A 20066-nucleotide genomic window follows, 5' to 3' on the forward strand; every position below is an offset into this window, starting at 1 on the left:
ATTTTATAAAAGTTATGTTTTGCATTATAAAAATTTATATAAAAAGAAGCTGAACAAAATAAAATTTGTTTCAGCTTCTTAAAATCTAATATTAATTTATATTCTACATAAAGTAGGGCATCCTAGTTAAAAAACACAAGATATTATATAGCTCTAGTGTATTTTTCTAACCAAGCTTTTTCTTCATCGTTAAGGAATGGAGATACTTTTTCGAATACTTCTTTATGATAATCGTTAAGAAGTTTTTTGTCCTGTTCTGTCATTATAGATGGTTCTATAGCATCAAGGTCGAATGGTACGAATGTTATTGATTCAAAGTGCATGAACTGTCCGTATTCGTTGTTAGTTCCTTCGCAGCATAATAATTCATTTTCTAATCTTATACCAAATTCGCCTTCGAAGTATATACCTGGTTCATTAGTTATTATCATACCTTTTTCTAATGTATGAGTTTCGTTTGGTCTATATTTCCATCTGAATCCAGCTGGTCCTTCGTGTATGTTTAGAAGGTATCCAACACCGTGTCCTGTACCATGGTTGAAGTTAAGGTCTCTATCCCAGAATGGTTTTCTAGCTAATATATCAAGAACTAAACCAGTTGTTCCATGAAGGAATCTAGCAGAACCTAACTGTAAGTTAGCTATAGCAACTAGTGTGAAGTTTTCTTTTGTTTTAGCTGGTATTTCACCTAAAGCGTAAGTTCTAGTTATATCAGTTGATCCTTCCCAGAATCCAGCACCTGTATCTGTTAAGAATATATCTCCTTCTTTTAACTGAACATCAGTTTCTGGAGAAGAAGTGTAGTGGCACATAGCTGCGTGTGGTCCATAAGAGCTTATTGGTTCAAAACTTGGTCTTATGAAGTTACCCATTTCTTTTCTGAATTCGTCAAGTTTATCAGAAGCACTCATTTCAGTTATAACTTCTTTATTAACATTTTCTTTAACCCATTTCATAAATTTAACATGAGCAACAGAGTCTTTTAAGTTTGCTTTTTTCATGTTTTCAACTTCTACTTCATTTTTCATAGCTTTGAATATTATTTCTGGGTTAGGAGCAGATACTTTTTTGCATCCTTCTGGAAGATTGTTGAATAAAGAGTAGTTTAATTTAGCTGGGTCTATTAATAATACTTCTTTTTCACATATAGATTTAACATCTTCGTATATATCATTGTATGGTCTTATTTCTATACCATCAGCTGCGAAATGTTCTTTTATTTCGTCTGATAATTTAGCTTCATTTATGTATAATACAGCTTTATCCATTTCTATTACTGCATAAGATAATACTAGTGGGAAGAAGTCTATATCGTCTCCACGCATATTTAATGTCCAGCATATATCATCTAATGTAGTAAGTATGTGAACAGTAGCTCCACATTTTTTCATTTCTTCTCTTATTCTTGATAATTTAGAAGCAACTGTTTCACCAGTATATTCAACACCTAGTTCGAAAACAGGTTTTTCAGAAAGAGCTGGTCTCTCTGTCCAAACCTGGTCTATTAGGTCATATTCGTAAACTATTGATCCGTTTTTGGCATTAACTATAGCTTCATATTCTTCTCCCTCACCTGTAGCTACAACTCTACCATCGAATCCTAAGATACCGTTTTCAGGAAGTGTATCAGCTAAATATTCTGTTAAAGTAGGGAATCCTGGTTCACCCATTTTCATTAGTTCAACACCAGTTCCTTCTATCTGTTTAGCTGCCTGTATGAAGTATCTACCATCTGTCCATAATCTAGCTTCATCAGCTGTTATAACAGCAGTACCAGCACTACCTGAGAATCCTGTTATAAATTTTCTTGCTTTGAAGTGTTCTCCAACATATTCACTCTGATGGAAATCTGCTGTAGGAACAACATAAGCATCGATATTTTTTTCTTTCATTAGAACACGAAGCTGTTCTATTCTTTCTGATATTTTCATTGTAAAAATCCTCCTTAAGAAAAAGTTTCCCTAGCTACAATTATAACACATATTTTTTAAAGTGATAGAGTGTTTTGCAAAAAATAAATAAAATTTAAACAATCTTTTATAGATATAAAAATAAAATTATAATTGAAATAAATTTGGAAATTTAAGATGAGAATAGAAAATATTGTTAGAAAATAAAAAATATAAAAAAATTATAATAACATTACTTTACAAGATAGATTTTTTAAGTAATGTGAATATTATTTGCAAATTATAACAAAATATTTCAAAAAGGACGAATAATGAGAACGAATAATATTGACAAGAAATAGAAAATAAAATAAAATATTTAAATGTGGAGAAGGAAAATTAGATAAAAATTAATTAATGTAATCATATAATTTTGACAATATGGGTCATAAGTTTCTACCAGCCACCGTAAAAAGGCTGACTATGATACTGAATTAAGTACTCCAGATTATATGACGACAAGCAGGATAGCTATGTCGATTTTTTAAAATTTAATAGGAGGTGTTGTTTATAATGAAGACAACAGAACAGGTAAATAGTCCATTAACGAGATTATTTCCACTTTTCAGTAACAGACCTGTAAATATGAAGAGAGAAATATTAGCCGGTGTTACTACATTCTTAACGATGGCTTATATAATAGCTGTCAACCCTAATATACTATCTGCGACAGGAATGCCTGCAGGAGCATTAGTTACAGCAACTTGTTTATCAGCAGCTTTAGGATGTTTCATAATGGGACTTATAGCTGACTTACCATTCGCACTAGCATCAGGAATGGGATTAAATGCATTCTTTGCATTCACAGTAGTTATAGGTATGAAAGTACCTTGGGAAATAGCTTTAACAGCTGTATTTGTAGAAGGTATCATATTTATAATATTAACTTTATTCAAAGTTAGAGAAGCAGTAGTAAATTCTATACCAGTTAACATGAAATTAGCAGTTACTGGTGGTATAGGTCTATTTATAGCAATGATAGGTTTATCAGGTAGTGGTATAATAGTTGCCAATGAATCTACATTAGTTGCTTTAGGAGAATTCACTCCAGCAGCAATTGTGGCTTGTGTTGGTTTAGTACTTATAGCAGTTCTTGATAAAAGAGGAGTTAAAGGTGCAATACTTATAGGAATAGTTGTAAGTTCACTTTTAGCTTGGGGATATGCAATGATAAACCCTGCTCATGCACGGGAATTAGGTATATTCCTTCCAGAAGGATTATTTAAATTTGAAAGTATGGCTCCAATAGCTGGTAAAGTAGATTTCAGCTACATGACTCATCCTGCTAACTTAGGGGCTTTCATAGGAATAGTTTGTACATTCTTATTCGTTGACTTCTTCGATACAGTTGGTACATTAGTTGGTGTTTCTTCAAAAGCTGGTATGCTTGATGAAGAAGGTAATGTTCCAAATGTTGGTAGAGCATTATTAGCTGACTCACTTGCTACAACAGCAGGGGCTTTAATGGGTGTTTCTACAGTTACTACATTCGTTGAAAGTTCAACAGGTGTACTTGAAGGAGGAAGAACTGGATGGACAGCTATAACAGCTGGTGTATTATTCCTAATAGCAATGTTCTTCTCACCAATATTTATAGCTATACCAAGTTGTGCAACTGCACCAGCTTTAATATATGTTGGATACTTAATGTTATCTTCTGTAGTTGATATAGATTTCAGCAATATAACAGAAGGTTTACCAGCTTTCATAACAATAGCAGGTATGCCATTAACATACAGCATAGGTGATGGTTTAACATTAGGTGTTTTATCTTATGTTTTAGTAAATGTAATATACAACATAATAGCTAAAAAAGAAGATAGAAAGAAAATATCAGCAGTAATAATAGTACTAGCTATATTATTCGCACTTAAGCTTATATTTATGTAATAAAATTTATTTAATAAGATAATCAGGACGAGATAAAATCTCGTCCTTTTTTAATTACAAGTAAGCAAGATGTTATTGTGTTTAGATTATAAATTAAAATATTAAAAGTTTATTTGTGATTATTAGATGAATTTTTGATTACTTTTAGATTTTCTTTAGAAAAATAAAATATAATAATAGTAGTAGAAATAATAAAATTGAATAAAATGTTTTCAAAAGCATTTTAAAAATGTATACTAATATATTGTGGGACTAAATAAAGGGGACTAAAGGTTATGAGAAAATTAACAAGCAAAGAAAAGAAGATAGCGCAGTACGGATTTCTTCTTTTCCTAATTGGATTTACATTTTATATAATATCTACAACGGTTGATTATAGAAGGATACCTGATGTAATTAATTTTGTAGATAAGAAATTCTTATTTATGGGAATGGGATTAGTTTTAATTTATATAGTGTTAGAAACACTTGTTTTCCAATTTATTATAAATTCAGTAGAAAAAGATAAAAAGAAGAGGACTATAGGTCTCCAAATGGGAACAATGGGACTTTATTATAATCTAGTAACACCTTTTGCATCTGGAAGCCAACCTATGCAGATATATGTTATGAATAGATATGGAATAGGGCTTAGTAAAGCAGTTGCAATAGTTACAAATAAAACGGTATTATTCCAGACAGTTGTTACAATAATATGTGGTGTTATAATATATCTAAATAGAGGAATGATTGTATCAGATCACAGACATATAATAATGTTATTGGCAGTAGGTATGATTATGAATCTAGTAACTATACTGGGTGGAATTATGATAGTTTTAAGTCCTAAGTTTATGAAAAAATTTGCAGACATAGTAATAAATGGACTTGGAAGATTTAGATTATTTAAGTTTTTAAGAGGAAAAAATGAAAGATGTTATAATTACATTGATGACTTTAATAAGTCTATATTAATGTATATAACAGACATTAAATCATTGATGATTACGTTGATTTTAACGTTTTTACAACTTTTTGTGTATTTTAGTATAGTATTTTGCATATACAAGGCATCAAAGCTAGCAGGAGCAAGTTTTTATCTGCTATTTTCACTACAGGTACTACTATATATGGCAATATCTCCTATCCCTACTCCGGGAAATGTAGGAGCTAATGAGCTTACATTCTTTGGTATTTTTAGAGGAGTATTTCCAAGAAAATACATAGGATATGCTGTTATAATGTATAGTTTTTTAGTATACTATTTTATATTATTAGTATGTGGAGTGTGCACTTGGATTTCGCATTATTATATGAATAAGCTTGAAAGTAAAGGAGAGCTTGAAAAAATTAGCAGAGAAGAAGATACTTATCCTAGATAGAAAAATAAAATATGATAAAATTTAGAGGTTATTTTTGGAGGAAATAAAATGGAAGGAAAAATATCAAAGGCGATAGGAATATCTGAAAAAGGAATTGAGCTTGTGGATAAAATTTCAAAAATGGACATAAGCCATACATTTATAGAGAGAATAGATAAAAACAAGGATGTAGACAAAGATTTTGTAAGAAAGCTTCTTGATGAAATAGAGATACTTTATCTTGTATTTGACTCTACAGATAAGAGAGCTGTTGAGATAGTTAAGGCTATAGGATTTATGGCTGCAGAAAGAAAAACTCTTTGTATAGGATTCGATTTTTCAACAGATAAACCAATGAATATAGAAGAAATAGATAGATATATACAGGTTGAAGAAGAAAAATTATCTGAGGTAGCAGATCTTATGGATATGATGGCTGAGTCTATAACAGAAGAGCCAATACTTAATCTAGATATAACTGATTTAAGAGATATAATGATAACAGATAAAGATATAAAATATATCTGTACTCAGATTGAATACGGCACAGAATCAAGAGCTGCAGTAGAAAAAATAATGGAAGATATTGAAAGTACAGGAGACGAGTTTATATCTAAGAAATGTATAATGATACTTGAGGGCGATGAAAGAGTTACTTTTGAGTATATTTCTGAGTTAATGTTAGAATTTGAAGAGAGATGTACAGGAGATAAAAGCTCTGTAATATTTGCAAACTTAGTTAAACCAGAAGCAAAACAGGTTAAAGTTTGTGTTTTATTCAATTAAAAGATGGATATTATTGTAATTAATTTAAGCATTCTTTACTAAATTTTATTATTATTAAATTAATATAAATTAGATTGTAAAGCAGTTACTAAAGTTAGTAGCTGCTTTTTTGTTAACTTAATTTGTTGACTGAAACAGAAATATAAGATATTATATAAGGGATTGTGTTGATTAGAATTATTTAAAGTTGAAACGAAAATAATAAATTTATCAAATATAAAAATAAAAAAGAAAGGGAGATTAAATTTATGCTACAGGTAACGAATGTCGGACTTAGATTTGGCGATAAAGAATTATACAAAGATGTAAACCTTAAGTTTACAAAAGGAAACTGCTACGGAATAATAGGAGCAAATGGAGCTGGTAAATCTACATTTTTAAAGATATTATCAGGAGAAATAGAGCCTAATACAGGTAGTGTTTCAATAACAGAAAAAGAAAGAATGTCAGTACTTAAACAGGACCACTTCGAATACGAAGAAGAAGAAGTACTAAACGTTGTAATAAGAGGTCATGAAAGACTTTGGAATATAATGCAGGAAAAAGATGCTTTATACATGAAAGAAGACTTTACAGAAGAAGATGGTATAAAAGCAGCAGATCTTGAAGCAGAATTTGCAGAGTTAAATGGATGGGATGCTGAAACTAATGCAGAAAAAATCCTTATGGGACTTAGCATAGAAAAAGATATGCACCACAAACTAATGAAAGAGCTTACAGGTGCTGAAAAGGTTAAGGTTCTTCTTGCTCAGGCATTATTTGGTGAGCCAGAAATACTATTACTTGACGAGCCTACCAACCACCTTGATTTCCAGTCAATAAGCTGGTTAAACAACTTCATAATGGATTTAGAAAATTCTATAGTAATAGTTGTATCACACGATAGACATTTCCTAAATCAGATATGTACAAACATAGTAGACGTAGACTTCGGTAAAATACAGATGTACGTTGGTAACTACGACTTCTGGTATGAATCAAGTCAGTTAGCATTACAGCTACAGAAAGACCAGAACAAAAAAATGGAAGAAAAAATAGCTCAGCTAAAAGAGTTCATAGCAAGATTCAGCTCAAATGCTTCTAAAGCTAAACAGGCTACTTCAAGAAAGAAACAGTTAGATAAATTACAGGTTGAAGACATAAAACCTTCAAGCAGAAGATACCCATACGTTGGATTTACTCCAGCTAGAGAAATAGGTAATGAAGTACTTGAAGTTCACAACCTAACAAAAACTATAGATGGTGTAAAAGTTCTTGATGATGTATCATTCAGACTTGAAAACGACGAAAAAATAGTATTTATGGGTGATGAAATAGCTACTACTACATTATTCAACATAATAATGGGAGAAATGGAGCCAGACAGCGGTTCATACAAATGGGGAGTAACTACTACTCAGGATTATCTTCCTAAAAACCACAATAAATTCTTCGATGGATGTGAATATTCATTAGTTGACTGGTTAAGACAGTTCTCAGAAGAAAAAAGTGAAAGTTTCGTAAGAGGATTCTTAGGAAGAATGTTATTCTCAGGAGATGAAGCTTTAAAAGAAGCTAAAGTATTATCAGGGGGAGAAAAAGTTAGATGTATGTTCTCTAAAATGATGCTTTCTAACGCTAACGTACTTGTTTTAGATGATCCAACTAACCACCTTGACCTAGAATCTATAACATCTGTCAACCAGGGACTTGAAAAATTCCCAGGAGTAATACTATTTACTTCTCATGACCACCAGATGATAGAAACTTTAGCAAACAGAATAATAGAAATAACTCCTGGTGGAATAATGGATAGAAAAATGGAATTTGATGAATATATAGAAAATAAAGAAATACAGGCTAAATTAAAAGAAATGTATGGAGAAGCTAAATAAGTATCATATATTTGCTAGATTTTAATTAATAAACAATAATGTGTTAAAGTAATGATTTAATGTTAAAAAAACGATTTTATGTTATACTAGTAATGTAAGTTGTATTTTCAATATGAAAATATTTAACTAAATTCCAAAATAAACCGGAATACAGACAAGGTTAATTTAAGTGAAGTTAAATTCACGGGCAAAATTTTTTAATGGAAAAGGGGTAGTTAACATGGCAAAAATCGTTATAAAAAACGAAATTCTAGAAATGATGCTTTACATTTGGGATTCAGTGCATCAGAAAGAAAAAATAGCGGATTCATTCTTCTTAGAAATAGCAGATAATCTAAATATGAAATATCTATATGATGGTGAAGAATTTACAACTGAATCTGTAAGAAAAGTACTTTCTGCAATATCAAACAGAGAATTATTAAACAAACCTACTAAAAAAGAAAGTAGATTCTGGAGTAAAAATATGTGGATGCTTGAAGATTTAGGATTCACAAATATGATGGTAGAACCAGTTAAACAGCTTAACTTAACTGACTTAGAAGATAAGCTACCTAAAGATGAATATGAAGTAGTATTTATACCAGGACATATGGACGAATACTATATAGATGGTAATAAATTAATAATAAACTTCTTCAGCATAGTAATAGACTTCTTTGGTGATGGACCAGCTACAATAGCTGACAAACCAATAAAAGAATACATAGAAGAAAAACTTCTTAGCATGTAATTAAATACAATATGTATTAAATATAAGAATATAATACCTATTTGTGTAAAAGAGTTAATCTTTTTATGCAGATAGGTATTTTTTATTGTGGACTATTTTGGATAAAAGTATATAATTATATTTAAAGAGAGGAGAGAGTGCTATGGGATTAAGTTTTAGAAAAACAATAAATTTAGGAAAACATGTTAAGGTAAATATAGGAAAAAAAGGAGTAAGTACTTCAGTAAAAGTTGGTAATGTTACTTACAATACAAAAAGGGGTATCTCTGCAAATTTAGGTAATGGATTTACATATAGAGTAAGTAAAAAATCAAAGAAAAAATAGTTTGTAAATATAATTTTTTATAAGTGGAGGTTTTAAAATGGAAACAGTAGAATTTCAAAATTTAAGCGAAAAAGATCAGGTGTTAGAGATTATACATACAATAAATTCTAATGATATGGTTAATGTTCTAACATATAATACACTAACAGGTATTTCTATGTCTATATTAGAATTTATAGCTACAGAAAATGATACAATAATGAATGCTATACTTCAAGATGATAGAGTAGCTACAATAGATTATTTAAAAGTAGAAGGATTTTCTATGGATGAGGAAACTGTATTATTAGCAGAAAGAGATAATATAGTTATTTTTACTAACAAAGCAGAATTAAATTCAACTGATATTCAGAGTATATTGAATGAAATAGCAGAGTAATATAAAAATATTCCAGTTAGAAAAAGTTTTATATTAAGTATTATAGATGAAAATATGATTTTTAAAATACTATCTATAGTTATCTATAGCATGATAGATTTTAACAATTGGACTATTATAAATTATGAGTGTATTATTAAATTAACAAGTAAAAAGTATGTTCATAATAGTCCTCGTAACTCCACATTATGGGGATTGAGTATGATTATAATAGTTCTAATTTTTCTGGCAGTCTTGGTACTGCTTATTTTTTTACCTTTTTTTGGTGTTGAAATATTTTTGGAGTGTAGATAAAAAGTATAAAATAATAAAACTTCTGATATTTTTCCGACATAGATTACAACTTAATGCTTGATTAAAATATATTTGGGTGATAAAATAATTTTAGCTTCTAATGATTAAAGATAAAAATATCGGGTATAATAATCAACATAAAGAAAACATAAATAAAAACTTATAATAAAGGTTTTTAAAACTTAGGAGGAAAAATTATGACAATGATAGAAAAATTCAAACCAAAAGCAAGTAAAAGAACATTATTCTTCATAGCTGGGGTAGTTTGGGCTATAGCAGGATTTAATATATTAAAAATAGCAGCAGAGGAATTTGCTGTAATGAGTAGCTTAAAAGAGATAGCTATAATACTTGGGCTTATAGGATTTACAATATTCTTCTCAAAAGTGTTCTACAAAATGTTCAACAAACATTCTAAAAGAATAGTTAATATGGAAAATGAAGAACCTTGTTTATTCGCATTCTTTGATAAAAAAGGATATATGATAATGGCATTTATGATGACTATGGGTATATCATTAAGAGCTTTCAACCTTATAAGTGGAGTACCACTAGTTGTAATATACCTTGCAATAGGTCTTTCACTTTCAGTATCAGCAGTATCATTCTTACTTGCTGGAATAAACTATGAAAAAACAGTAGAAAAACATTTAGTTGCATAAAAAACGAAATAAAAAGGGATTATCACAGAAATTAAGTGTGATAATCCCTTTTTTTAGTCTTTGAAAAATTCTAAAAAATTATATAAAATTTTTGCAGTTATACCCCAAATAACATAGTCCTTATATTTATAGAATAGAACCTGAGATTTTCCATTTTCAAACTTATAATTTTTCTCCCCAGGAATCAAATCAAAAGGAAGATTTTGATCTGGTAAAACCTGAACAGTATTAAAATATCTTTTAGGTTGATTTTCTAAAAGATAACTTAGAGGTACCATAAAAACATGGTCTACTTCATCCTTATTCAACTTTATATGTTCTATATTATCCAAATATCCAACAAATGGATGAATTATATATTTTACAGGTGTTATAAGTAAATCTAGTTCTGAAATTATTTTAATATCTTCAGGATAAGAGCCTATTTCTTCCTGAGTTTCTCTTATAGCTGCTTGTAGAGGAGTTTCACCTTCTTCTATGCCACCACCAGGGAAAGATATCTCAGATGGCCGGTGTTTAAGACTACTTGCTCTAACTTCAAATAGTATATGAATTTCTCCGTCCTTTCTAACTAGAGGAATAAAAACAGCAGATTTACGCATAAATTCAGCGCCATTTATATAGGGCTTATGATTTGTAAGTCTATCTAAAACTTTCTGTTTATTAAACATTTCAACGCTCCTTGTAGTGAAGTTATATACTTTTTATTATAGAATAAATTATATTAAAACTAAAGTGATTTTATGAATATATGTAATAATGTTATAATAAATGAAAAGTGTACAATTAAATATTTAAAATAAATTAAATAATAATAAAAGAAAGTTGGTATTGATATGGAGTTTAATGAAAAATTACAATATTTTAGAAAAAAATCGAATTTGACACAAGAAGAATTAGCTGAAAAGTTATTTGTATCTAGGACTGCAATTTCAAAATGGGAATCAGGAAGAGGAATGCCGAGCATAAGTTCACTTAAAGCAATATCAGAAGTTTTTAATGTTTCGATAGATGAACTATTATCTTCAGAGGAAATTATAGAGGTTGCGGAAAAAGAAAATAAAGAAAATATGAAATCGTTTAAAAATATTATATTTGGAATTATGGATTTAATGAGTATAATCTTTTTATTTATACCATTATTTGGGAAAGAGATTAACGGATATATATATTTAGTAACACTTTTTTCCATAGAACAAGTAGGAAAATATTTTTATTTGATAATAATAGGTGTTACGATATTATACGGGGTAGCCGAGTTAATTATATCTAAGTTTGAAAATAAGTCTGTAGATAAAATAAACAGTATTATTTCACTAGGGCTTACAAGTATAGCTATAATTACATTTATAGCAACTAGAGAGCCGTATATAGCATTTATAGAATTTTGTATATTCTTAATTAAAGTAGTTGTGTATATTAAGCAAAATAAATAAACAAGAACGTCAATGATACTCTAAGTAACATATTGAAAAATAGCCATTTGATACTATAGGTATCGATATGTGATAGATAGATTCTTCATTAAATTTAGTTTTTAGATTAAAGTTTTAACTGTCGACAAATAAAAGAATTCTAAATTTGATACGAAGCAGTATTAAAAATAACAGTATGAAAAAATCTAAAAACAGGTTAATGGAGGATCGAAAGATGAAGAAAAAAATTTCTATAAGTTTATTATTTTTATTTGCAATTTTTACGCTAAGTGTAAAAATTATAGATGTAAAGGCAGTAGGTGTAAATAATACAGAGATAGGATTTGCAACTTTAAATGTGTTTATACACAGTTTTTTAGGGGTAAATAAATCTTGGTACAATATTACAGAATTTTTGGGAGTAGTTCCTATTATTATAGCTGTATTTTTTGCTGGAGTAGGTGTATATCAGTTTATAAAAAGAAAAAGTATTTTCAAAATAGATAGAGATATACTTATGTTGGGAGTATTTTATATATTTGTGGCGATTAGTTATTTAATTTTTGAAGTTGTAGTTATAAACTATAGACCAATTCTTGTAGATGGTGTTTTAGAAGCATCATATCCATCATCTCATACTATTTTAGCTATTTGTATAATAGGTACTTCAATCATACAGGCAAATAAAAGAATACATAATGAGAAGATAAAAAAATGTGTGGACTTTGTATTAACTCTAGTAATGATTTTAATTGTAGTAGGGAGATTATTATCTGGAGTACATTGGTTTACAGATATAATTGGAGGAATTATACTTTCAATATCATTTGTAATGTTTTATAGTTATACAATCGATTACTTTAAAAAATAAATCTTAATTTAGTATAAAGAATATTTGATTAAAAAAAAGAGCGATAGTATAATAAAAAGAGAGAATATAAATTGAAAGGAATGATAATTATGGTAATAGCTGACGTAGCAGTAATGCCTCTACGCCCTTATGCAAACGAAGATCAGATGTATAAAATAGTAGATGCATGCATAGAGTTAGTAGAAAAAAGTGGATTAAAATATGAAATAGGTGCAATGAGTACTACTTTTGAAGGAGAATTCGATGAAGTATTCGAGCTTATCAAAAAAATGCACAAATTACCTTTTGAATTAAATTGTGAAAGAGTAATAACTGTAGCTAGAGTAGATGAAAAGGCTGGAGGTTTAACTATTGAGGACAAACTTAGAAACCACAGATAGTATAAAAAAAGCCTCTTATCCAATTATTACTTTTTTGGTTATAATAGCTGTTTGGCAATTTGCTGTGGTACAGTTTGATATACCACAGTACCTTTTACCAGCACCTACAGATATAATAGAAGTTTTCTTTACAGATTATGAAAACTTAATTAATCATAGTATTATTACTATATTTGAGTCTATATCTGGGTTTATGCTGGCTGTATTAATAGCACTTTTAATGGGAATATTGATGGATTTTGTAGATATTATTAGAAAATGTTTATATCCATTAATGCTTATAACACAGATGATACCTACAATAACAATAGCGCCACTTCTTGTGATTTGGTTTGGATTTGGAATACTTCCAAAGACTTTAATGGTAATACTAACGTGTTTCTTCCCAATATTGGTTAGTTTTGTAGATGGTTTGGAGAATGTGGATAAGGACTATTTAAACCTATTCAAAACGATGAATGCTAGCAAATTAGATACATTTATACATTTAAAATTCCCTATGTCTATAGAAAAGCTTTTCTCTGGACTTAAAATTTCTGCAACGTATGCTGTTATGGCTGCAACTGTAGCTGAATGGTTAGGTGGAACTGTTGGACTTGGTGTGTATATGGTTAGATCTAAAAAGGCTTATGCATTAGATAAAGTATTTGCATCTACAATACTTATAGTAATATTTAGTTTAATATTTGTTGGAGTAGTGCAAATTATAAGAAAAAAAGTTTTAAAAAATAGGAATGTTTAAGGAGATAATTTATGAAAATAAAAAAATATATATCGATAGCCCTTGCTGGAGTCCTGATGCTTACAACTCTTTCGGGATGCTCTAAAAAAGAAGAAAAATCAGCAAATAAAGGAGAAAAAGTAACTGTAGTATTAGACTGGACTCCAAATACTAATCACACAGGACTTTATACTGCTTTAGAAAATGGATACTACAAAGATCAGGGACTAGATGTTGAAATAGTTCAGCCACCTGAAGGAGGAGCAGCGAGTCTAGTTGCATCAGGAAAAGCAGACTTTGGTGTATCATATCAGGAAGAAGTTACATACGCTAAAACTTCTGATGATCCGCTTCCAATAAAAGCAATAGCAGCTGTAATTCAGCACAATTCATCAGGATTTGCATCACCAAAAGATAAAAATATAAAAACACCAAAAGATTTTGAAGGAAAAATCTACGGAGGATGGGGTTCTGAATCAGAAACAGCAGCTATAAAAGCAGTTATGGAAAAAACTGGAGCAGACTTTGATAAAGTTACAATAGCTGATATAGGACAGGACGACTTCTTTACAGCGACAACTAATAGCGTTGATTTCGCTTGGATATATGAAGGATGGGATGTTGTTCAGGCTAAATTAAAGAACTTTGATTTAAACTTTATACCACTTAATCAGTTCGATAAGAGATTAGACTATTACACTCCAGTAATAATATCTAATGAAACTTTATTAAATGATAATCCAGAACTTGCTAAGAAATTTATGAAAGCTACTACAGAAGGATATCAGTTCGCTATAGATAATCCAGAAGAAGCAGCTAAGATATTAGTTAAACATGCTCCAGAAATAGATGAAGAATTAGCTATAGAAAGCCAGAAATTCTTAGCATCAAAATATAAAGATGATGCACCTAGATGGGGAGAAATGAAGGATGAAGTTTGGAATAATTATACAGCATTCTTAAAAGAATACGGTTTAATAAATAAAGACTTAAAACCAGAAGATGCTTATACAAACGAATTCTTACCTCAGTAGAGAATAAAATCTTAATAGATAATAAAGAAATCGAGAGAATATGAATAGAGAAGATAATAAAATTAAAGATTTAGAGTCTAAGGATATATTAGAGTTTGGTAGTAGTTTAGATTCTGATAATAGATTAGATTCTAAGATAAGAATTGAAAATATTAGCAAATCATTTGATGGAGATAAGATAATTGATAATATTTCTATTGATGTTAGAGAAGGAGAGCTTGTATCAATACTAGGTCCAAGTGGATGTGGTAAGAGTACAATTTTCAATATGATAGCAGGCCTTTTGAAGCAGGACAGTGGTACAGTTGATGTAAATGGAAAGCTTAGCTATATGTATCAGAAAGACCTTCTTCTTCCATACAAGACAATAATAGACAATGTTTCGCTTCCTCTTGTTCTTAGAAAAGAAAAGAAATCTCAGGCTAGAGAAGAAGTCAGACAGTATTTTAAGGTATTTGGGCTTGATGGTTATGAGGACAAGTATCCTAAGGAGCTTTCTGGTGGTATGAGACAGAGGGCGAATTTTATGAGAACTTATGTTAATTCAAATGATATTATGTTGCTAGATGAACCATTTGGAGCATTAGATTCGATTACAAAGTCTTCTATGCAGAAATGGCTTTTGGGTATTAGGAAGAAAGTTACATCGACTATTTTGTTGATTACGCATGATATTGAGGAGGCGATTTTGCTTTCTGATAGGATTTATGTTATTTCTAATAAGCCATCGAGTGTTAGTATGGAGATTGTTGTGGATCGAGATAGGATAGGGGATGTCGAGTATTCGTTTAAGTTGAAGAAAGATATTCTGGATGTTTTACATGTGTAGAATTTAATAGAGATTACTTTTTAAGTAGAGTAAGTTTTTGAAAAAGGTTGGTACGAAAGTGTCAGCCTTTTTTTGTAAATCTTAGTATTTTGAAATATAGTGATGATTGATCGCGAATGATTAAAATGATACAATAAAGTTAATAATCAAAAGGAGAAAAATCATGCTTAAAAATGGTATCTATGAACAAATAATAAATGAAGAAATAAATCAAGAGCTAATAGACAAAAATATAGAAAAACACATAGAAAAAGAAAGTGTAGATTATGCAGAATCATCAAAAGTATTCGCAAAATACGTATCTGAAATAGTAGAAAAAGGATTAGATATTGTAAAAGAAGAGGAAGAAAAAGCTACAAAAGGTAAAAAAGACGAAAAAGAGAAAAATGCTCGATTAAAGCAAATATCTTTAATAAATAAAATAGTGAATATAATAAAAGAAGAAACTAATGACGAAGATTATGAAAAAATGTCTGTAACCGATGATGGAGAGCAGTTACTTGCACTTTACGACAAGAAAAATACAATACTTTCACTAGATGGCAACAAGAAAATAACTAGGCCAGAAACTTCAATTGCTCAAAGTAGCTTATTTACAGGAGCAGTTCATGAGCCACAGATGTTTACTGAGCTTAAAAAAGAAATAGCATCTAGTGATAGGATAGATATGCTTGTATCTTTTATAAGATGGAGTGGATTGAGGTTAATAATTGAAGATTTAAGAAACTTCACTGATAGAGGTGGAGAGCTTAGAATTATCACTACATCATATATGGGAGCAACTGATATTAAAGCTATTGAAGAGCTTAGAAAACTTAAAAACACTAAAATAAAGATAAGCTACGATACAAAAAGAACTAGGCTTCATGCAAAGACCTATGTATTTTACAGAAACACAGGATTTACAACTGCCTATGTAGGATCATCAAACATATCAAATGCTGCATTATCAAGCGGATTAGAGTGGAATGTTAAGGTAACTCAAAAGGATTTACCTGAAACAATATCAAAAATAGAAGCTACATTTGAAAGTTATTGGAACTCTAGTGAATTTGAATACTATAAAGAGGAAGAAAAGGAAAAATTAGCAAGAGCTTTAAAAGCTGAGAAGTATTATGAGTCTAATAATGAAGAGATGTATACTATGGATATTGCACCGTATTCATATCAGCAAGAAATTTTGGATAAACTTGATGCAGAGAGAAAAGTCAGAGGACATTTCAAAAACTTGGTTGTTGCAGCTACAGGTACTGGAAAAACTGTAATATCTGCACTAGACTATAAAAGGTTTAGAAAAGAGAATCCAGATAAACCTTGTAGGCTTCTATTTGTAGCACATAGAGAAGAAATTTTAAAACAGAGTATGTACACATTTAGGGCTGTATTGAAAGATGCAAACTTTGGAGATATGTTTGTTGGTAACTACAAACCAGATAGTTTGGATAATTTATTCATATCTATTCAGACATTTAATTCTCAGAAATTTATAGAGAAAACAGATAAAGATTTTTATGACTATATAATTGTCGATGAGTTTCACCATGCAGCAGCGCCTACATATCAGAGTTTATTGACATACTATGAGCCAAATATTCTTCTTGGACTTACTGCAACTCCAGAGAGAATGGATGGAAAGAGTATTTTAAAATACTTTGATAATAGAATTGCTGCAGAAATTAGACTTCCAGAAGCAATTGATAGAAAGCTACTTTGTCCATTCCAATATTTTGGAGTTACAGATAATGTAGATTTAGATGATTTGAAGTGGAGTGCAGGTGGATACGACAAACACGAATTATCTAATGTTTATGCTTTGGATAGAAAGATAGCCGAAAAAAGAGCTAATTTAGTTGTAAACTCAATATTTAAATATGTAGCTGATATAGATGAAGTTAAGGGGATAGGATTCTGTGTATCTATAGAGCACGCTAAGTTTATGAGTGAGTTTTTCAATGAAAGAGGAATTCCTTCAATGTATTTAACAGGAAAATCTCCTGATGAAGAGAGAAAAACTGCTAAGGATAGACTTGTAAAAGGAGAAGTCAGATTTATTTTTGTTGTCGATATATATAATGACGTGTGGATTTTAAGTTTGATACAACTCACGATAATGTGTTCTGCGTACAAAGCCCGTAATAAGGCGATTTTCTAAAAATATCTTAAAAACAAAATCCCGTATATTTATTTGAATATTGGTCTATTGTTAATATAGAAGAAGTAGTAACTGAATTTTTATATTTTGTAACGATAGCTACTTGTGAGCAAACGTTAAAAAGTAAGTATCGTTAGAGAGTATAAAGAAAGAGTTGGGGTGAATTATAATGAAAACGTACTCTATAACATCGAATAATGAAATTGAAATAAATTTTGATGGTAATATACCAGATACAGCAATAAGAAGTAAAATGAAAGCAGCTAGGATATGGTGGAATCCTGTTCGTAAAATATGGCATGGTCCTAATAATAAAGAAACTCGTGCTGTCGTGAAAGATATAAATGAAAATCTGTCAATAATAGATTATGCTTTCAAGTTGAAAATAAAAGATATTATACAAGCTGATAGAACGCAATTAGAAACATGGGTGAGTATCCTTCGTGATTATGTTAATGAAGTGATGACAGAAGAAAATGCATCACACGTAAATGATACTGTAAGTAAAAGTCAGGAATTAGCGTGGATGGATTGTTTTGAGTTTGTCGCAGAAACGCTTGTCGATTTGCCTGCAAAAGATAAAGAATATGAGTTGATTTTTGAATATAGTTTGCCTGGGACAGTTCATGAAAGACCAGATGTTTTATTACTTACTGATACAAAGGTTATTTCTTTAGAATTTAAACGAAAAAAAGCGCCTCAGGATGATGATGACAGGAATGATGTAGCACAGGCCATTAGATATAAAGAATGGCTGATGAATCACCATAAAGTAACTATAGATAAAAAACTAGATGTTAAAAGCTATCTGATTTGTACGAACAAAGATGCAAAAGCTGGTAAGCTAAGAGATGTTGATATTCTCTCTACAGAAAATTTTTGCGAGGTTATAGAAGAAGAACTTAATGGAGAAATGTTGTGCTCATTCATCGAAGAATGGCTTTCTTCTTCAAAGACTGAAATGCCTGATATGCTTAAGGCGATTGAAATCATGTATCGCGAAGGGAAAATTCCATATATTTCGGATGTTAACGAAAAATGTCTAAGCAAAGTACTTTGGTACATAAATGGCGCGAAAAAGAAAAAGAAGAAAATTCTTATTCTTATAAACGGTGTACCAGGAGCTGGGAAGACCGCTGTTGGGCAGAGTGTTGTTTACGAAGAAAATAAAAATGGAAAAGCAAATGCGGTATATCTTTCTGGAAATGGACCACTTGTTGAGGTGCTTCAGTATCAGATTGATAAGATCGGAAATAATAAGCATATGTCGGAAAATGCCATTCAAGCTATGGTGAACTTCAAAAAGGCTTTCTTTTATAAAAATACAGCAGTTCCTGAGCAGTCTATTCTTATTTTTGATGAAGCGCAAAGAGCATGGGATGAAAATCAGCTTGGGAAAGATTATTCTGAACCAGAAGGTTTGTTTAGAGTTGGAGAAAAAATATATAAACATAGAGAATGTGCTGTTATTATAGGTTTGTATGGAAATGGGCAAGTGATTTATAAGGGTGAAGAAGAAGGAATTTCATTGTGGGATAAAGCTCTTAAAAAACATGATGATTGGTACGTGATTACGCCGGAAGAGCTAGCATCACAGATTAGTGAAATAGGAAAAAGAAAGATTGTTGATAACGATATGTTTTTACCAGTTTCATTAAGAGCTGATTTTATTGACTGTAGTAAGTGGGTTGAGCAAGCTATCAGCAGATGCTATGGCACGGTAAACAATGTTAATAAAGAACTTGATAAATTGCAAAAAACATCTATGAGGATTTATGTCACTCGCGATTTCGATAAAGTTAAGGAGCATGTAGAGCGTATTGATGTAAATTGCTCAAAATGGAAATATGGAATTATGATTTCTAACTTTGCTGAGCAGAGTGTTGTTCGTAAAGTGATGCCCGGATGGAGTATTGGTTATAAGGGATACAATGAAGTTCATAATGGTGAGTATGGTCGATGGTTTACAGGTGAGTGCAAAAAATTAGAGAAGGCATGCTCTGTTTATGGAAACCAGGGACTAGAGATAGATTGTCCGATTGTTTTGTTTGGTGGTGATTATATCCGTCAAGGGGATAAGTGGATAGCTAGAGGATACAAATATGCTAAGGCTAAGCAAGAAAAACATTATAATGATGTGGATACCATTGTTGAGAATAATTACAGAGTCTTGTTAACTAGAGCACGTAGGGAAATGATTATTCTTATACCAAAGGATAAAATGCTTGACGAGACATATGATTATTTTGTAAATATGGGAATGGACAAATTATAAAAACAAGTTTGAAACATATAATATTGGTAGATATGTGATTTTGAAGAGGTTTCATCATATGTAGATGAGCCTCTTTTTTATCGATTTTAATATTTTGGTATTAAAATACCAAATACTATTGACGAGTAACAACCTACATGATATACTATCGTTACAA

Annotated in this window: 17 protein-coding genes, 1 pseudogene and 1 riboswitch; of the genes and pseudogenes, 16 read left to right on the top strand and 2 right to left on the bottom strand. The window is 30.3% G+C overall.

What is annotated here, in order from left to right; all coding sequences use genetic code 11:
- Positions 1–143: 143 nt before the first annotated feature.
- Positions 144–1931 (bottom strand): aminopeptidase P family N-terminal domain-containing protein, encoded by a 1788-nt coding sequence (locus ACK2WO_RS07195; RefSeq protein ID WP_414697230.1) that lies wholly within the window; start codon positions 1929–1931, stop codon positions 144–146.
- A 361-nt stretch (positions 1932–2292) separates the two neighbouring features.
- A riboswitch (purine riboswitch) is annotated at positions 2293–2393 on the top strand.
- 69 nt (positions 2394–2462) lie between these two features.
- Here ACK2WO_RS07195 and ACK2WO_RS07200 point away from each other — a divergent pair.
- From ACK2WO_RS07200 to ACK2WO_RS07235, 8 genes are all read left to right on the top strand, one after another.
- Positions 2463–3839, top strand: a complete 1377-nt coding sequence (locus tag ACK2WO_RS07200) for an NCS2 family permease (RefSeq protein WP_414697231.1) — start codon at positions 2463–2465, stop codon at positions 3837–3839.
- A 275-nt stretch (positions 3840–4114) separates the two neighbouring features.
- On the top strand, positions 4115–5200 hold the full coding sequence (locus ACK2WO_RS07205) for a lysylphosphatidylglycerol synthase transmembrane domain-containing protein (protein ID WP_414697232.1): 1086 nt from the start codon (positions 4115–4117) through the stop codon (positions 5198–5200).
- Positions 5201–5248: 48 nt separating this feature from the next.
- Positions 5249–5965 (top strand): hypothetical protein, encoded by a 717-nt coding sequence (locus ACK2WO_RS07210; protein ID WP_414697233.1) that lies wholly within the window; start codon positions 5249–5251, stop codon positions 5963–5965.
- Positions 5966–6213: 248 nt separating this feature from the next.
- Positions 6214–7839: an ATP-binding cassette domain-containing protein gene (locus ACK2WO_RS07215; protein WP_178411473.1), complete on the top strand. Its 1626-nt coding sequence runs from the start codon at positions 6214–6216 to the stop codon at positions 7837–7839.
- Positions 7840–8059: 220 nt separating this feature from the next.
- The gene (locus ACK2WO_RS07220) at positions 8060–8572 is read left to right on the top strand and encodes a hypothetical protein (RefSeq protein WP_414697234.1); all 513 of its coding nucleotides are present in this window, start codon (positions 8060–8062) and stop codon (positions 8570–8572) included.
- Between the two features lie 142 nt (positions 8573–8714).
- Positions 8715–8897 (top strand): DUF4236 domain-containing protein, encoded by a 183-nt coding sequence (locus tag ACK2WO_RS07225; RefSeq protein ID WP_178411475.1) that lies wholly within the window; start codon positions 8715–8717, stop codon positions 8895–8897.
- Between the two features lie 37 nt (positions 8898–8934).
- On the top strand, positions 8935–9276 hold the full coding sequence (locus ACK2WO_RS07230; protein ID WP_414697235.1) for a hypothetical protein: 342 nt from the start codon (positions 8935–8937) through the stop codon (positions 9274–9276).
- Between the two features lie 491 nt (positions 9277–9767).
- Positions 9768–10232 (top strand): hypothetical protein, encoded by a 465-nt coding sequence (locus ACK2WO_RS07235; RefSeq protein ID WP_414697236.1) that lies wholly within the window; start codon positions 9768–9770, stop codon positions 10230–10232.
- 53 nt (positions 10233–10285) lie between these two features.
- On the opposite strand, the gene ACK2WO_RS07240 is transcribed toward ACK2WO_RS07235, so the two are convergent.
- A complete protein-coding gene (locus ACK2WO_RS07240; protein WP_300531007.1) occupies positions 10286–10903 on the bottom strand; it encodes an NUDIX hydrolase in 618 nt (205 codons plus the stop codon).
- Between the two features lie 165 nt (positions 10904–11068).
- On the opposite strand from ACK2WO_RS07240, the gene ACK2WO_RS07245 reads away from it, so the two are divergent.
- The 8 genes and pseudogenes from ACK2WO_RS07245 (at position 11069) to ACK2WO_RS07280 (ending at position 19909) form a co-directional block, all read left to right on the top strand.
- Positions 11069–11668 (top strand): helix-turn-helix domain-containing protein, encoded by a 600-nt coding sequence (locus ACK2WO_RS07245; protein ID WP_414697237.1) that lies wholly within the window; start codon positions 11069–11071, stop codon positions 11666–11668.
- A 214-nt stretch (positions 11669–11882) separates the two neighbouring features.
- Positions 11883–12518 carry a phosphatase PAP2 family protein gene (locus ACK2WO_RS07250; RefSeq protein WP_414697238.1) on the top strand — a complete coding sequence of 212 codons (636 nt, stop codon included), beginning with the start codon at positions 11883–11885 and terminating at the stop codon, positions 12516–12518.
- 89 nt (positions 12519–12607) lie between these two features.
- The gene (locus ACK2WO_RS07255) at positions 12608–12898 is read left to right on the top strand and encodes an MTH1187 family thiamine-binding protein (RefSeq protein WP_118549148.1); all 291 of its coding nucleotides are present in this window, start codon (positions 12608–12610) and stop codon (positions 12896–12898) included.
- Positions 12870–13640, top strand: coding sequence for an ABC transporter permease (locus ACK2WO_RS07260; RefSeq protein ID WP_040410239.1), 771 nt, complete (start codon positions 12870–12872; stop codon positions 13638–13640). The genes ACK2WO_RS07255 and ACK2WO_RS07260 overlap by 29 nt, the downstream gene beginning before the upstream one ends.
- 11 nt (positions 13641–13651) lie before the next feature.
- Entirely contained in the window at positions 13652–14653 is a 1002-nt protein-coding gene (locus ACK2WO_RS07265) for an ABC transporter substrate-binding protein (protein WP_414697239.1), read from the top strand.
- A gap of 40 nt (positions 14654–14693) precedes the next feature.
- On the top strand, positions 14694–15482 hold the full coding sequence (locus tag ACK2WO_RS07270; protein ID WP_414697240.1) for an ABC transporter ATP-binding protein: 789 nt from the start codon (positions 14694–14696) through the stop codon (positions 15480–15482).
- 163 nt (positions 15483–15645) lie between these two features.
- A pseudogene (locus tag ACK2WO_RS07275) lies at positions 15646–17559 on the top strand (DEAD/DEAH box helicase family protein); the annotation flags it as partial.
- Between the two features lie 244 nt (positions 17560–17803).
- On the top strand, positions 17804–19909 hold the full coding sequence (locus ACK2WO_RS07280) for a DNA/RNA helicase domain-containing protein (protein ID WP_414697241.1): 2106 nt from the start codon (positions 17804–17806) through the stop codon (positions 19907–19909).
- Positions 19910–20066 lie beyond the last annotated feature (157 nt).

Origin of the sequence: Peptacetobacter sp. AB845 (assembly GCF_047528295.1) — a bacterium.
Taxonomy (GTDB): Bacteria; Bacillota; Clostridia; order Peptostreptococcales; family Peptostreptococcaceae; genus Peptacetobacter.